At 32.5% G+C, this 16,771-nt stretch carries 16 protein-coding genes; 1 reads left to right on the forward strand and 15 read right to left on the reverse strand.

Translation table 11 applies throughout. The features are described from left to right. Positions 1-38 precede the first annotated feature (38 nt). The 13 genes from BUE22_RS00805 to BUE22_RS00865 all read right to left on the reverse strand — a co-directional run bounded on the left by BUE22_RS00805 (position 39) and on the right by BUE22_RS00865 (position 11,024). A complete protein-coding gene (locus BUE22_RS00805; protein ID WP_073393023.1) occupies positions 39-407 on the reverse strand; it encodes a nuclear transport factor 2 family protein in 369 nt (122 codons plus the stop codon). Positions 408-572: 165 nt separating this feature from the next. Beyond that, complete coding sequence (gene abc-f / locus BUE22_RS00810) at positions 573-2,162, reverse strand: ribosomal protection-like ABC-F family protein (protein WP_073393025.1); 1,590 nt, start codon at positions 2,160-2,162, stop codon at positions 573-575. A gap of 165 nt (positions 2,163-2,327) precedes the next feature. After that, on the reverse strand, positions 2,328-3,191 hold the full coding sequence (locus BUE22_RS00815; RefSeq protein WP_073393027.1) for an alpha/beta hydrolase: 864 nt from the start codon (positions 3,189-3,191) through the stop codon (positions 2,328-2,330). 70 nt (positions 3,192-3,261) lie between these two features. Next, positions 3,262-3,942 (reverse strand): GNAT family N-acetyltransferase, encoded by a 681-nt coding sequence (locus BUE22_RS00820; protein WP_073393029.1) that lies wholly within the window; start codon positions 3,940-3,942, stop codon positions 3,262-3,264. A 15-nt stretch (positions 3,943-3,957) separates the two neighbouring features. Continuing rightward, positions 3,958-4,476, reverse strand: a complete 519-nt coding sequence (locus BUE22_RS00825; protein WP_084540189.1) for a hypothetical protein — start codon at positions 4,474-4,476, stop codon at positions 3,958-3,960. A 56-nt stretch (positions 4,477-4,532) separates the two neighbouring features. Further along, positions 4,533-5,720: a COG3014 family protein gene (locus BUE22_RS00830; protein ID WP_073393031.1), complete on the reverse strand. Its 1,188-nt coding sequence runs from the start codon at positions 5,718-5,720 to the stop codon at positions 4,533-4,535. Positions 5,721-5,986: 266 nt separating this feature from the next. Then, positions 5,987-7,150 carry an acetyltransferase domain-containing protein gene (locus BUE22_RS00835; RefSeq protein ID WP_073393033.1) on the reverse strand — a complete coding sequence of 388 codons (1,164 nt, stop codon included), beginning with the start codon at positions 7,148-7,150 and terminating at the stop codon, positions 5,987-5,989. A 17-nt stretch (positions 7,151-7,167) separates the two neighbouring features. Next, positions 7,168-7,557, reverse strand: coding sequence for a VOC family protein (locus tag BUE22_RS00840; RefSeq protein WP_073393035.1), 390 nt, complete (start codon positions 7,555-7,557; stop codon positions 7,168-7,170). 140 nt (positions 7,558-7,697) lie between these two features. Beyond that, positions 7,698-8,063: a hypothetical protein gene (locus BUE22_RS00845; protein WP_042566566.1), complete on the reverse strand. Its 366-nt coding sequence runs from the start codon at positions 8,061-8,063 to the stop codon at positions 7,698-7,700. Positions 8,064-8,143: 80 nt separating this feature from the next. Beyond that, on the reverse strand, positions 8,144-8,455 hold the full coding sequence (locus BUE22_RS00850; protein WP_073393037.1) for a hypothetical protein: 312 nt from the start codon (positions 8,453-8,455) through the stop codon (positions 8,144-8,146). 157 nt (positions 8,456-8,612) lie between these two features. Then, the gene (locus BUE22_RS00855; protein WP_073393039.1) at positions 8,613-9,062 is read right to left on the reverse strand and encodes a hypothetical protein; all 450 of its coding nucleotides are present in this window, start codon (positions 9,060-9,062) and stop codon (positions 8,613-8,615) included. Between the two features lie 126 nt (positions 9,063-9,188). Next, complete coding sequence (locus BUE22_RS00860) at positions 9,189-9,791, reverse strand: hypothetical protein (protein WP_073393041.1); 603 nt, start codon at positions 9,789-9,791, stop codon at positions 9,189-9,191. Positions 9,792-10,076: 285 nt separating this feature from the next. Then, positions 10,077-11,024, reverse strand: coding sequence for a phosphatase PAP2 family protein (locus tag BUE22_RS00865; RefSeq protein ID WP_073393044.1), 948 nt, complete (start codon positions 11,022-11,024; stop codon positions 10,077-10,079). A gap of 768 nt (positions 11,025-11,792) precedes the next feature. Here BUE22_RS00865 and BUE22_RS00870 point away from each other — a divergent pair. Continuing rightward, entirely contained in the window at positions 11,793-13,595 is a 1,803-nt protein-coding gene (locus BUE22_RS00870; RefSeq protein WP_073393046.1) for a T9SS type A sorting domain-containing protein, read from the forward strand. Between the two features lie 168 nt (positions 13,596-13,763). On the opposite strand, the gene lysA is transcribed toward BUE22_RS00870, so the two are convergent. Further along, entirely contained in the window at positions 13,764-14,987 is a 1,224-nt protein-coding gene (gene lysA, locus BUE22_RS00875; protein ID WP_042566561.1) for a diaminopimelate decarboxylase, read from the reverse strand. A 307-nt stretch (positions 14,988-15,294) separates the two neighbouring features. After that, the gene (locus BUE22_RS00880; RefSeq protein ID WP_073394243.1) at positions 15,295-16,749 is read right to left on the reverse strand and encodes a glutamate synthase subunit beta; all 1,455 of its coding nucleotides are present in this window, start codon (positions 16,747-16,749) and stop codon (positions 15,295-15,297) included. Positions 16,750-16,771 lie beyond the last annotated feature (22 nt).

A 16,771-nucleotide genomic window follows, 5' to 3' on the forward strand; every position in this document is an offset into this window, starting at 1 on the left:
CATACTTTCGCGACTTCGAGATTAATACTTCAGCTCTTTTACTCAAACTTCAAACTAGAATTCTTCGACATTAAATACGAAGTTAGTTTTTTGATTTTGCCGTTTTCCATTTCAAAAACATCACAAAAAACAGCATCGAGAAGACCTCCGTTTTTCATACTTCCCTGAACAGAACCTTCGGCAATAACAATATTATTTTCTTCAATCAGTTTTACAATGTGAATAATGGGGCTTCCAACAAAATTTTCATTTTCAATTTCCTTATCAAAAGCTTTTTTACCAACATGCTGATAAATTCCAGGCATTTCCCAAACAATATCATCCGTAAGGCAAGCCAGAATTCTTTCATGATCGCTCACTCTGAAAGCGGCCATATATTCGTTTACGGTTTCTTTATTTTGTGTCATGATTATTAGTTTTAGGTTGATTGTTTTAAACAAATTTAAAAAATTAACCCACTTTGAGCGCAATTAATTTTACACATAGAAACATAGCTTTATATAATGTGGAAAGTCGATATGAAAAGATAAGATCACGATTCCTGAATTTTTTAATTTTTAATTCTCAATTTTTTAATTAACCTCAATTGTATTCTGAATATCAATTTGTTCCAAAAAATATTCGTCATGAGAAACAACAATTAAAGTTCCCTGATATTCATTAATTGCCTGAGTCAGAATTTCGATATTCTGAATATCTAAATTATTCGTTGGTTCATCCAAAATAATAATATCCGGTGCCTTATTACTTATGGTTAAACAACAAAGCATCAAACGCATTTTTTCACCGCCACTCAAAGCACTGCATGATTTTTCTAAATCATTTTGCGAAAACAAAAACCGATTCAAACGCATTCGTATATCATGTACCTGCAAACCAGAATTATTGAATTTTTCTGCCTGCTCATAAATTGTAAGCTGATTATCAATCAAAGAATAATCCTGATCGATATAAACTATTGTCGATTCTGCTTTGTAAACAGTTCCTTGTTTAAGAGTTAATTTTTCAGTAATAATTTTAATCAAAGTTGTTTTTCCTGAACCGTTTTTTCCTTTCAAAGCAAAACGATCGCCACTTAAAATTTGAAAGTTTAAATTCTCTTTCCAAAGCAATTCATTATTGTAGCTGTAATTAATATCAGTTGCCGTAAAAAGTATTTTTCCTTTATGAAGTTTCGCATTATCAAAACCAAATTTCATTTTATCAATTTCGGGCAAACCCGAACGCAATTCTTGTAATTCTCCAGAAATTCCGCCAATTTTTTCGGCATGCATGCTTTTTGTTTTTGAGGTACTGTTTTCGGCATTATTACGTAAAGTATTCATCATAATTCTCGAAACTCCGGCTTTTTCCTGTTTCTTTTTTCCGCGTGCATCTAGTTTTTGCTGGCGTTCAAGTGTTTCGCGTTCCTTTTCTTTGGCTTTTCTCAAAGCCTTTTCTTTACTGTGAATATCCTGATTTAGAGCGTTGTTTTCTATTTGTTTTTGCTCTGCATAAAAATCATAATTACCGCCATAAACCGAGATTCCGTGTTTAGTTAATTCGTACACCGTGTTTAAAAGATTCAATAATTTCCTGTCGTGACTTACTATCAATAAAGTAGCCGAAGAGTTTTGAATGAAACTGTACAATAATGTTCTCGCTTCAAAATCAAGATGATTACTTGGCTCATCCAGCAAAATAAGTTCAGGTTGATGAATCGAAATTCCGGCAAGGAAAATCTTTGTTTTTTGTCCGCCGCTCAACGTTTCCAGTTTCTGAGATAAATCTAAATCCTGCAATTGCCAGTATTGCAAAGCTTCATTGCAGCGATCTTCAATAGTCCAGTCGTCGTTTAGGATTTCCAGATTTTCTTCGGTTACATTACCGTTAAGAATTTCTTTTAGAGCATTGAGTTTATCATCAATTTGCAAAGCTTCGGCAATTGTTAAATGATTAAACTGCCCAAAAATCTGAGGTATATAATAGGGTTTTGCATCGGCTTTAAGCAAACCTTCATAAGGCTGTAATTCGCCCGAAATAATTTTTAGTAAGGTCGATTTGCCAACGCCATTGTTGCCAATCAAAGCGATTTTTTCCTGCTTATTGGCAGTAAAAGTAATTTTGTCGAATAGCAAATCTCTATTCGTATGTAAATATGAAATGTTTTGTAAAATAAGCATAATTTCTTTCTTTAAAGAATAAACAAATGAGCAAACTGTTAGGAGATTGCTTTTATAATTGTCTGAAAGAAATTGTATTTCACATAGAATGTAGTAGTTGATTTATCTGTGCAAAGATATAAAAAATATTTTTTTACACTATTTATAAGTTTTTACAAGGTTTGCTTATTCTTTATTTTCTTTTGGATACAAAACTCTAAAAGCATTAGAAACAGCCTGATGTAATATAGTACCATGGTTTTCGAAAGGGAGATATTCAAAATGCACGTTTATATTTTTATTCTCAACACACATGATTTTGTCAGCTAAGAAACTAGCATCATCTTCCATAACTCTCGGGATTTCAGTTGGTGTAACTCCTTCATTACCAACTGCAATATAAATATCGATAGGCTGTTTAAAAAGGGCCAGCAAAGGCAACTGATCATCATTTAATATACAGCCATTATCCCACCATATACTTGGGCTTATGATGATATATTTATTAAAAAGGGATGGTTTTGTAAATAAGATTTCAGTTTCTAATAATCCGCCTAATGATTGCCCGATTATAGTTTTCGAGTTATTGGTCCTGTATTTTTTTTCGATAAGAGGCTGTAATTCTTTTTCAATAAAAGAAATAAAATTATCTGAATGGCCAGATGTCGGATAGGCTTCTTTGTCTTTTTCAATTGTAGTTGGAAAAGTAAAATCCCTCCTGCGATCTACTGTTGCAATTCCCACAACAATTGATTTTGGAACCTTATTGACCCATTCGAAACTATTAAATTGTACCAAACCGGCGATATGAATAAAGTCTTCATTTGCCGAACCGTCCAATAAATAAATTACAGGATATTTTACAGCATCTGCAGGATTGTAACCTTCAGGTAAATAAATGTTTATAATTCTTTTTTCTCCTAATTCTTTAGAATCAATTTCTTCAATTACACCTAATACAAAGGGTTTTGTTGTTGCTGTTGATTTATTTTTTTGCCCAAAAATCGTTAATGAGAAAATAAAGAAAGAGAAAATTAAGATTTTGTTCATTTGTTTTATTTGAATAGGTACTGAAATTTTGAAATCAAAGTTAGGATTAAAATGTCAATACTTAATTTAATTACTTTGTAATATTCCACAAACTCATTTTTCGTCTTGTTACAAAACCTAGTTTTTCATAAAGTTTAATAGCTCCAATATTACTTTCAACAACGTGCAGAAACGGAGTTTTATTTTCTTCAAAAATAGCATTTACAACATGCGTAATCAATTGTTTTGCATAGCCTTTTCCGGTGTGATCTGGATGCGTAACGATCGCGCTGACTTCGGTGAAATCATTCATTTTCATGCGTTCACCCGTAATGGCAACTAATTGATTTTCTTTAAAAATTCCGAAATAATTTCCCAATAAAGGTGTTTTATTTTTAAAATATCCCGGCTGCACCAAATTCACCAAAGCACATAATTCTTCATTATGAATTTCTGTTAGTCTTACGATTTCAGTGTCAATAGAAAGCTCAATTTTCTCGTAAATAATCATCTGAAGACAAACTAATTCTTTGGTAATTTTTACAGTATCAGAGATTTCAGGTTTTTCACCCACTATAAAAAAGTTATTGTTTAAAGTCGAATAATGATCGATTGCACCAGCAATATTTTCAGATTCAATAAAACCGCCAAACGGACAATAATCAGGATTATAGAATTTGGTGTTTCCGTAATCAATCGCAAATCCTTTATGGGTTTCTGATAAAGAATGCCAAACGGGATTGTCTAGTTTATTTTCTTCTAAGGTTTTCATTATTAACGTTTTTTATCACTGTACTATTTTAGCCTTCAATATTTCTTCCAGGTCAATAATGCTTTTTCTGCTTTCAAATTTAAAACCAAAAGAGACCATTACAATTCCTACTATGAGCATAAAAAACGGAATTAACATAAATATTCCGGTTTCAGAATTTAAACCCTCTCCGAATATTATATTATACAATACCGCTAAACAAGCAATAGAAACGCCGCCTAACCAAAGAATCATAAAGGCTTTTACAAAATCAATCAAACCCATTTTGATATTTATTTTCGAACCATTGATGTCATCTGTAATTTCACCTTTGATCACAGGTAAAAATGAGTTTCGGTAGTTTATCGCTTTTTTAATTTCAAATCGATTTTGATAAACTTTACCAATATATGGCTTAGAATAAGAAAATCTATTGGCACCAAGACCAAAAGATTTTTCAGCTTCAATTTCATTTTGAAGATGCGCAATTAATTCTTCTTTGGTAAATGTCGAACGGTAAACTAGTTCTTCAAAGGGTAATAATTTTTTTAGCATTTATTTTTTAATTGTATTGGGGTTTAATTGTTATCACCTTGCTTGGTAATCATTAATTAACCCCTGAATTTATTTTTAACAATAATATCTTTAAGCCTCAATTTCAAATCTTCTCCGGTATCGTAAACCATTTGTTCGTTGTTCGGAAAAGGCACTGCGCGTTTGTTAAAATAAGAAATATAACTATCCTCGCAAGCATTTCTATCTCCTTTGTAAGTCGAATAAATATTTTCAAAAACAAATTCACTTGTAATAGGAAAAGTCTGTGCCAATTGATTTGTTTTTAAATCAACAAAATCAACCTTTGCTGTTACCTGGCAAGATTTAAATTGCCTGAACTCATACACATTAGCGCGAAGCATTCGGTAGTTGTCTATTTTTATTTCCTTGCCTAAACTATCTCTTACAGGTCTTCCACGGCTGTCTAAAAGCGTTTTTACACCATCTTTTATCTGTTTTTCCTTGATGAATTCTTTTTCTTTAATTTGCTCAGGCGAAATATTAATTTGTATAAAATTTACAATTAAACTGTAATCGTAAACAATATTTTTTTGTCTAACACTATGGTAAACCGTCCATTTATCGTTTAATCCGTAAGTTTTAATATCCAATAAGTCATCCTGAAGTTGTTTCGGAATCACCATATTGGTTTCATTTTTAGCATAAATATCCACAAAATCAGTCCCTTTAAACTGTGCGTCTTCCATCAGTTTTTTGGCATTTTTATATCCCGGATTAATACTTTCCAGATAGAATAAATTATCATACGCCTGTCTAAAATCCATTTTGTTTTTTGATTTTAAAAGCACCGAAGAAGTTTCATATAAATATTTAGAAAGCGCATTTTTGCTGCTCACAATCTGATCTGAATAATTATCAAACGGAAAGCTGGCATTTTTGCCCTGCTTCAATAAAGGCAGCGGCAATAAAGGTCTTATTTTTTCCTGACGATTATTCAATTGCAGATATGTATTATAAATGCGCTCAGAATTTGCAGGATTAGCCTCTTTTATCATCACTTCAAGATTACGCAAATCCCTGTCTTTTGCTTTCGCAAACGCTTCTTCAAGCAAATACACATAATCCTGTTTTCCTTTCGAATCTTTTTTAGTTTTCAAAGCCTCGACAGCGCGGTCGATTGCTCCGTCGTAATTTCCGTCGCTTAACATTGATTGCGTGGTTTTTACGCCACACGAAGAAAATAGTATAAGTAAAACAGAAAAAAGTAAAGTAATTTTTTTCATTCTAAAGATCAATTGATTTTTTCAGCTGTAAATATATCTGTTTTAGATTAATTGAGTTGTAAGAGAAATATCATTTTAAAATTTAAGGAGCAGAAGTTTTCGTTTCCATAATAACCACCTGTCCCGCTTTCGCCTTTATCTCTTCGTCCCGATAGCCATCGGGACTGCGAGGATACCGGCTCTATCGGGGCTAGATTATAAATTTATTTTTTATAAGAAATTGAGATTTATGCAACATGAAAAGAACGAAAAAAGAAGTAATAACTTTAGATATATCGAAGCCACCAGTTTGTTTTTTTCGCTTTATAGTCTCCATACCAAATGCAAGGTTTATAAAGAATAACGACAATACTTATCCAAATTAAATAAATTCCCCAGAGCGGTAATCCGCTTTCTATGTTTTTGGGTCTGCCAAAAGTTCCGGTTGCAAATTCGAGTTGTGACCAATTAAAACCTTGCGCAAAAAGCATGATGAGTGTTATAGTATGAATTAGATAAAAATGAATAATAAAATAAAACAAAGGCACTTTGCCGTAAACAGCAGTCACTTTTTTTATTCCGTTATTAAATTGATCAGCAAAGGCAAGAAGTAAAAGCATAATACCTAAAGTAACCAGACAATATAGAAGAGAAGGCGGATATTTAGTAACATTCATAAAGGAAAGAAATGTAAAAACCGCGTCTTTTTGGGATGTCCATAATGCAGGATCTCCATAAATATTGATAAATCGCAGCATAATAAATAATACTAATGCGCCAAAACCGAATTTTATAAATACTTTTTTTCTTTCTTCTTTTACCATTTCAAAATACCTTCCAAAACCAAATCCGGTTAACATAATTCCTAACCACGGAATTGGCGGATAACCCATAACAAAAACTTTTCCGGCAAAAAGCGGAACCGCAATTGGACTAAAAAATGGAGTTAAAACGGCTTTTAAAACAGATCCTTCGGCAAATGGAATAAGTGGCAGAAGGTTATGACAAAAAATGATAATAAGTCCCGTAATACCTAATTGTTTTGCGGGTATTTTTAAAAGTAAGCCTAAAATAACAAACCCAAAACCTATTGTGGCTATGACTTGAAACAATAAGGTATGAAAGCCAATGTCAAAAAATAAACCAAAATTGACAACAGTAAATTCGAGAAATATCAGCCAAAAACCTCTTTTAATGAGATGTTGTCTTACTTCTTGTACGTTATTTTTGCTTTTCAGCGAAAGATAGACGGAAGTTCCTGCCAGGAAAACAAAAGTTGGAGCGCACAAATGTGTAATCCAACGCGTAAAAAACAGCAAAGGAGTTGTAGTTGCTAAATCTGTAGGATTTTGCGTGATAGCGTCAACGTGCATTAAATCGCGAACGTGGTCTAATGCCATAATTATCATTACAATTCCCCGTACTATATCAATTGAATTTTCCCTTTTCATTTTTAGAGCTTCTTAGTTTACTGCGGCCAATACAAAACATTAAATTTATGACCATCCGGATCAGCAAATCCAAAGAAATATCCTTTTTCAAAGCTTTGTGGTTCGGCAAAAATTGCTCCGCCTGCATTTTTAACAGCCAGCAGCCATTGATGAACTTCATCTGTACTGTCGGCCGAGATCGAAAATATAATTTCATTTCCTTGGGTAAGGTCGGCAGCCTCACTATTAACAGCCCATTTAAATCTTTCTTTTACAAAAAAATGAATGATAAAATTATCTTCTCCAAACATAAAACTTGTCAATTCAGTATTTGTTCCGTTTGGTTTAAATCCTAATTCACTATAGAATTTGGTTGTTCGCGCGAGGTCTTCGACGCCTAAATTGGCCCATATTTTTTTAGTTTTCATAAGATTAGTTTTTTAAAAATTAGATTTATTTCTACTAAAATTTTTCTGATACTAAATTTAAGGAATTTTAAATTAAAATAGGAATGTAGACGCACTGCTGTGCGCCTAACGTATGACAAGGACATGTAATCTGATTTATTTTATTTCTGTATTCTAATTTTTACCTGATAAACAATCTCCCAAAAAATAATTGAAAAAACGGCATTGGCAAATATTGCTGTTTTAACCTGATACGGATCGTAATTTAAAAACAGGTGTAAATTTGTGAATTTTAAAGCTAAGAATAGAGATAGGGCAGCAATTGCAACAGAGCAGATTATATTTAATAAAGCTGTCCATTTTAGTCCTAAGAAAGAATAAATAATATTTAAAACAGCAAAACCACAACCTAAAGTTATATAAGGATCTGTTTTTAATTTTTCACCTAATAACAATAAAAGAGGAGTTGAAGTAAGGTATAGAAAAAATAATATGGAGTAGAGCAGGATTCTAATTTGTGGTTTCATTTATTAAGTTACTTAAGATTAAAGTTGAGTTTTAAACATGTTTTATGTGGTAAGTTGGGAACACTTTGGGGTTTAGAGGACTAATATTCATCAAAAGATTTTTCATTCCAATCTGTTTTATTTAAATATTTCCCACAAAAATCATAGTGTTTTATTACTGCATTATCTGGATTCCTATTATATTGAAAGATCCATATTTCGTTTTCTATAATTTTTATTCTGCGAAATTTTGTATCGCCACAAGCATCAGCAGAACAAACTAGAATTGTAGATTTCTTAAAAATCACTTTTCCATCTGTATTAATTACTTTGTCAACAATAGTTATTTTTTTGTGAGGTAATTTCCAAAAAATAAATTTTCGATTTCTTTCTCTTCTTTCCGTTTTTATCATTAAATTCTTGACAGAACATTCTTTTTTAATAAAAATTGTGTCTTGTACTGATTTGAACTTACACATGCTAACCATCGAATGCGAAAAGAGACTAAATACTATTGATGTTAGAAATATTGTTCGCATTTTGATTTTGTAATTATTATGAGCAATTTGACTATTGCAAAATTGCATTTATTTTTGTTTCCGATTTTTCTTTAATAGGGCTATCAGGATGAAAACTCCAGATGATTAGAAATTTTCCTATTGCAAGATATTCTTCCGGATGTTCGTCTGTTGGTTCTTTGGCTTTTCCCCAAAGTAATCCCTGTAGAAAACTATCACCTTTAAATCTGTGTTCAAATTCAAAATACATGATAGAACCGCTATCTCCTTTACTTTTAAAACTTTGAATCTCTTTACTTTTTACAGTTCCAACAAAACTGGCGTACGTGGCAATATCATTATAAAAATTACAAGCCTGCGGAGAAACACAAACATGACCATCGCTTAAAGTATAGCTTTTGGGAATTTCTTTGCCCTTTAGTTTTAAATCAGCAATAGTCTGGCTGAATATAGTAGTAGTAAATAACAGAAATAATACCGACAGGGGAATCGTAATTTTCATAGGTTTTGATTTTAGTGGTAATTGAATTTTTACCAAGCTAAAATAATATTTTTATTTGAGGTAATTGAAGTGGATTTATTGTAGAAGAGTCAAAAAAACATATAGCGTCGCATTGCTGGCTATAATTTAATTTCTTCTCAAAATAAATTCTCCATTTTCTTCACATAAATAAGGAGTGTTTTTTATGATTTTAATTTTCTTTAATCCTCTTTCTGTAAAGTAATAATGACCAAGGTATGTTTTTTCTTTGCTTATAATTTCAATATTTTTTAGGCTGCAATAATTTTCATTTGGTATTATTGTAACATTGTATTTTTTTAGATTTGTTCTAGTCGGTAAATTTCCAACTCCTTTGTCTATTGATACCATTCTAACTTGAATTTCTTGATTAATTAGAACTTCTATCGAATCGGATATTATCTCGTTATTTTCTTCAGATTGCCAATTTTTCGTTATAAAAAATCTGTCTTTTTCTATTTTTAAAATTAATGATTGAAAATATTTTTTACCGTCAATTACAAAATCATAAACTCCATTTTGAAGTAAATAAAATCCTCTTTTATTGTATAATGGAGTAAGTTTGGATATTGAGTTTATAGAATCTTTATTTATGAATTCTATTATTCTGCAACGTTTATCAAACTCAGTATTTTGTCCATTAGCTGAAAAAATATAGAAAGACAAAATAGCAGTTATTAATATTTTCAATTTTTGGCTTAAATTATTCATGTATTACGTCTTGAAGAGCTCGTCAAATTTATTCTATTTTTATTAAAAAACTGGTTATTAATAAAAATGAAATTAATTAGAATTCTGTTTCATAAAGTTTGTTATAATTTATTTTTCTAATGAAAACCAGAATAAGTTAGGGATAGAGGCGTTATCCTTTTGTGAAGTGGAACGGAACAAAAGATATAGCCGATCCCGAAGTTTCGGGACGACCCGGAGGGGAACGCCAAAAAAAATCCCATTTGCCTTTCGGGAACGGGAATAATTTTTTGTGTTATTTAGAGTCTAAAAAGTTCCAATAAATTGCAGCCCAATCATAGAATTTGAAATTTGAGGAATTAATTGTTTTTGCATTGAAAATTTTTTAGGATTTTCGTTAAAAGCATTAGATTCTTTTTTTGCCATTTGCTTACGACTACTAATTACTATAGATCGCCCGATTATTGTACCTATTAATCCACCTACCAATAAGTCTGAAACCCAGTGATCGTGGCTTTTTATATCTGAAAGAAATACTGCGGTTACAAATGTATACGGTATCCAATAATTATTGTATTCCATTTGAAATACTTTGGCAACAGCAAAATAAGAGGTAGCATGAAAAGAAGGAAATGAAGTAGCATCACCTCCATGTGTCAGGTGAACTTGATTGTAGTTTCCAAAATCCCAAGGATTTTTTGTCCAGGGCTCTTCGACAGGATTATTATCATTTATTCTTCTTTGAGGTCTTTTTCGTGATGCTATAGTTTTTAGAACTACTTGACTTATAACATAAGAATAGGCTAAAGATTTAATTGCATTTACAGCAACAACCTGACCTTTTTTGTTGTTAATAGCTAGTGAACCTGCATATAACCCAATGATTGGGTAAACAATATAGACGTCAGTTCCGATAACGTGAGGAATTGAGCTTTCAACTTTAGGCAAACTATACTTGATATTAGGTTCTACATTATCGTGCCAAAAACCGGTAGTATGTCTGTCAACGGCTATTAAACCAATTATTCCTGCGGTATAAATAGCAGTTCTTTTCCAATCACTTGATATAGTGTGTCCCATCGCTGAAAAATCACCTGGTACACTAAGAACGCCATTTGCAAGTACGGAACCTGCTACTTTGAACCGATTTTCTTTTTTAATTTTTAGGCTGTCATTTTTAATATTTAAAGTGTCATGTTGAGAAAAGCAGGGAATAGAAAGTATGCTAAAAAAGATTAGGGTGTAAAATTTCATAGTAAAACAATTTGAAATTAAAATTTATTTAAATATTCATTAAGCTTCATATAACACAAAAAAGATGCTTTTTTGTAATTTTTATGGATTTAAAACTAGGCGATTATGTTTTTCATTTTGTTTAGTTGTCAAAAAACTTCAAACTTATTATCCCATTTTTTAAAGATTAAATTAAATTTTGTTAACATATCGGGTTCGATTAATTGTAATAAAAAAAATATTTGCCAAGATGTTAAAATTGAGCATCTTATAGTTTAAAAATTAACCGATTCCTTATATCTAATATAGGAAAAAAATATGTAAGATTTTTAGTAACAACGATTTTTTTTTGAATTTATTGGGGGATAAATGGGGTATTTTAAGAAGATAAAATGATTTGTTAATCTCCAGAGCGTTAATTGTTTGAAACACTATCGAAGAGGCTTGGAAAAGTAAATAAAAAAAGTATTGGTAATTTAATTTTATCTATTAGCCACATTATCAGTTAAATAATTTTAAAGAAAAAAATATTGCAGTTTTTTTTGTAGAAAAAAAGCTACAATATCAATATCTTTACATTTTATTTCAAATTTATATTGAGATAGAAGATAAATGTCTTTCATATTTAAAGTAGTGTTGATATTTTAAAGACAAGATTGATAAAACTTTGACTTCAGTCAAGTTGAGTCAGGACTTCGATGGGCAACTCTGTTATTAAGTACTTTAGGACAGATTATTTTAGGATTAAGATAAAAACGGACAATCAAATAATAATCAAATATCAGGAATATGAAAAAAGCTAAACATACATTTTTTATTGCACTTTTTAGTGTTGGAATTAGTTTCTCACAAACAACCATTACCAATACACCTTCTATAAAATATCAAACTATGAAAGGTTGGGGAGTTTCGTTAGCATGGTGGGGAAATCTTGTTGGAGGAATGCCACAAGCTTCAATTGATGACATTACAAATAGAGTAGCCATACAAGCGAATTTGAATTTTTTTAGATTTAATATTGGTGCCGGTGAAAATCCAAATTGTCCTTGGGGCAATCACATGAGAAAAGATGGTGCAGAAATGCCAGGTTACAGATCAATTTATCCAAATGGACAAGGCTGGGGAGTTGTTGATGTAAGCAATGATTACAGACAAATAGCGGTCATGAATAAACTAGCGAGTTTACGCGCACCCTATGGTGATATTATTACCGAAATGTTTTCTACGTCGCCACCCTATTTTATGACTAGATCCTCCTGTGCGGCTGGTGGAGTAAATGGAGGTGAAAATCTCAAACCTGGATATGAAGATGATTTTGCGGATTATCTTTGTTCTGTAACTAAAACTTTGCGAACAGCACATCCAAATTGGAATATCAAATATCTTGAACCATTTAATGAACCATATTCAGACTGGTGGAAAGCCGGCGCATCTCAGGAAGGGTGTAAAATATTGCAGAATAACCAAGCAACAGTATTATGGAGATTATGGCAAAGACAACAAGTTTATGGAATTGAGGATATAGGTCTTGTAGCTTCGGATTGTAATACAGTACAAGAAGCACGAACGAATGCTTATGAATTATGGGCAAATCATTTTAACGAATATAAAGGTTTATCAGCAATAGCAACTCATACTTACGCAGGAAGTTGGCAGAATAAAGCTGATTTATATACAGAAGTTTCCAGAACAAACAAACCGGTTTGGCAAACAGAGACTGGTCCTGCAGATTGGTCTCCTCCTGCTGGAGGGGAGGATTGGTGGTGGAGACATTATGATATGGCTTACAGAATGATTGAAGATATTCGCAATTTGCAAAGTGAGGTATGGTGCGATTGGCAGGCAATGTCATACGATGACGGCTGGGCATTAGTGCAACAAACAAATTGGGACCCTAATAATCCTTATCAGGCTGCAACATTAAAAAACACTAGAAGTCTCTATATTTATCAACAGATTACAAACTATGCAAAAGTAGGTTATACACAAATAGGAAATAACAATGGAAATAGCATGACTTTTTTAAAACCCAATAATAAAGAAGTGGTGGTTGTTTTGGTAAACAATAGTACAAGTTCTAAATCATACTTAATTGATCTAACTGAATTTCAAAATATTAGCAGTTTTAATACATATAGAACTTCAGGTGATGATAATAGTTGTGAAAATGCAACAGAATTAACTACCCCAACCCAGACAAATAAAGGTAAACTTGAGGCAAATAAAATTGCTTATACTGCTCCTGCATGGTCTGTTACAACCTTTGTAGTTAAAACACCAGGGTTAGTAAATACTGCAAAAGCAAGCCTGACATCGAATTTAGAAAGTGAATTAAAAGAAGATAATATTTCTAATAATGTATTTAGTGTTTACCCCAATCCTACATCTGATATTATAAGTATTAACCTGACTAGTGCAGAAAACACAAAAGTTCGGATATTTAATTTAAATGGTCAGCAGTTGTATGAATCGCCCCTTTTAACAAACAAACAATTAGTTATAAATGTAAAAGAAATGTTGTCATCAGGTGTATATATTATTAAGGCAACAGGAAAAAATGGATCTCAGACACAAAAACTTATTGTAAAATAGTTTAAGATAGCAAAATAGTTGTGCAAAATTATTCGCAATCTTGTCATTCTTCAAAATGACAAGATTGTTCGATAAAAAGTTTGTTTGAATTTGCAAAATCTGTGTAAAACAAAAAATCCCGCCTCAATTAAGAAACGGGATTCAATAGATATTCTCTTTTTTTTTATTTTAAACTGTTGCAGCAATTTCTTGTGGCAACGGAATTTGATTTTTAAGTAAATCTTCGAAAGTTTCGTGTTGACGAATCAAGATTCCTTTTCCGTCTTTCCATAGAACTTCGGCTGGTTTGTATCTTGAATTGTAGTTCGAAGACATTGAGAAACAATATGCTCCGGCATTTCTAAAAGCTAAAATATCACCTTCAGTAATTTCCGAAATTCTGCGGTTGTTGGCAAAAGTATCTGTTTCGCAAATGTATCCTACAACGGAGTAAAAACGCTCTTTTCCTTTTGGGTTTGAGATGTTTTCGATATAATGTTGTGAACCGTAAAACATCGGACGAATTAAGTGGTTGAAACCACTATCAACTCCGGCAAAAACTGTTGATGTTGTTTGTTTTACTACGTTTACTTTTGCTAAGAAGAAACCAGCTTCACTCACCAAGAATTTTCCTGGTTCGAAAATCAAGGTTAAATCTCTACCATATTCTGCGCAGAAAGAATTGAATCTTTTTGATAATTTTTTACCTAATTCTTCAATATCTGTTTCGATATCATCTTTTTTGTAAGGAACTTTAAATCCGCTTCCGAAATCTAAAAATTCTAGATCTTTAAAATGTTTTGCCGTATCAAACAGGATTTCAGCTGCATACAAGAATACTTCGATATCTAAAATATCAGATCCTGTGTGCATGTGAATTCCAACAATACTCATTTTAGTATTCTCGACAATTCGCAAAATGTGCGGTATTTGATGTACCGAAATTCCGAATTTGCTATCGATATGTCCAACAGAAATATTAGCATTTCCTCCCGCCATTACGTGCGGATTGATACGAATACATACCGGAATTTGTGGATATTTTGTTCCGAATTGCTCCAGAATAGATAAGTTATCAATATTGATTTGAACACCCATTGCGGCAACTTCTTCGATTTCTTCAAGAGAAACTCCGTTTGGTGTAAAGAAAATTTTGTCAGGATCATAGCCAGCATGAAGTCCCAATAAAACTTCTTGAATTGATACAGTATCTAAACCAGACCCCATGTTCTTTAATAACTGAAGAATCGCAACGTTAGACAATGCCTTCATGGCGTAATTAACTCTCAAGTTTTCTACCTTAGAGAAAGCTTTAGTTAATCTATTGTACTGTGATTGGATTTTTTCGGCATCATAAACATATAATGGACTTCCAAATTGGTCTGCTAACTGCAGTAGATCTTTTGCTTGCATTTTTATAAACTATTTTGAGCAAAGTTATTACACTTTTGAGTAACAGCAAATTTTTTGTAGAAAAATAACAAATTATAACAAATTGTTTAATTTTAAACAAAAATCGACTTATTTCGAATTTTTATAAAAAATATTGAGCCCGCGGATTGCACGGATTCAACGGATGGACACAGATTTTAATATAAAGATAAAAAAAAATCTGCGTAAATCTGTTGAATCCGTGCAATCCGCGGGCTAAATTTCTGCAAAAAAAGCCGCTAAAATTCCAAGCATATAAACTCAGAACTTTAGCGACTTAGAATCTTAATTATAAACTCGGTAAGTCTCCGTTTCCTTTAGTTGGAAGGTTGGTAGATCCCATTAAGAACAAATCTACTTCTCTTGCCGCTTCGCGACCTTCAGAAATTGCCCAAACTATTAACGATTGTCCTCTTCTCATATCACCTGCAGTGAAAATGTGCGGAACATTTGTTTGATAATTTTTTGCCTGATAGTTGCTTCTCATATCTAATTCAAGACCTAATTGCTCGCTTAACGTTTTCTCCGGGCCTGTAAATCCAAGAGCCAATAAAGCTAATTCGCAAGGCCAGATTTTTTCAGAACCTTCTTTTTCGATTAATTCAGGTCTTTGTCCAGGAGTCATTTTCCATGCTACTTCAACGGTTTTTAATCCAGTTAATTCTCCTTTATCATTAGAAATGAATTCTTTAGTATTAATTAACCAGTTTCTGTCGCAACCTTCTTCGTGAGAAGAAGATGTTTTCAACTGCAACGGCCAGAAAGGCCAAGGAGTTGATTCGCTTCTTCCAACCGGAGGTTTTGGTAAAATCTCAAAATTTGTTACCGATTTTGCACCGTGTCTGTTTGAAGTTCCAACGCAGTCAGATCCTGTGTCTCCACCACCAATAACGATTACATTTTTTCCGGTTGCTTTAACCTGATCAGGAATTGACTCTCCGTATAAAACTTTCGTTTGTTGCGTTAAGAAATCCATTGCCTGAACAACACCTTTGCTTTCGATTCCTTTAGTTGGCAAACTTCTTCTTTCTGTTGCTCCTCCGCATAAAACGATAGAGTCAAAAGCGTTTAGTTCTTCAATACTAAAGTTTACACCAACATTTACATTGGTTTTAAAAGTAATTCCTTCAGCTTCAAGGATTGCTACACGTCTGTCGATAATTCCTTTTTCTAATTTGAAATTTGGAATTCCGTAACGTAATAAACCTCCAATTGCATTGTCTCTTTCAAAAACCGTAACTGTGTGTCCGGCTCTGTTTAATTGTTGAGCAGCAGCTAATCCGGCAGGGCCAGAACCAATAACGGCAACAGTTTTTCCTGTTCTTGTTTTTGGTGCTTGTGGTTTGATCCATCCTTCCGCAAAACCAATTTCAACAATGTTTTTTTCGATGTTTTCGATAGAAACAGGATCTTTTATGATTCCTAATACACATGCTTTTTCACATGGAGCAGGGCATAAGCGACCTGTGAATTCCGGGAAATTATTAGTAGACTGCAAAATTTCTAATGCACCCTGCCATTCTTCCTGATGTACCATGTCGTTGAAGTCAGGAATTAAATTTCCTAACGGACAACCACTGTGGCAAAAAGGAATACCACAATCCATACATCTTGAACCTTGTTCTTTTACTTTATCTTTTGCTAACGGAATAGTAAATTCGTTGTAGTTAGAAACACGTTCTGCTACTGCAAGATTACTTTCGTCGGCTCTGTTATATTCTTTAAATCCGCCTATTTTACCCATGACATTTTTAATTAAAATTCCA

Source organism: Flavobacterium pectinovorum (assembly GCF_900142715.1).
Taxonomy (GTDB): Bacteria; Bacteroidota; Bacteroidia; order Flavobacteriales; family Flavobacteriaceae; genus Flavobacterium; species Flavobacterium pectinovorum.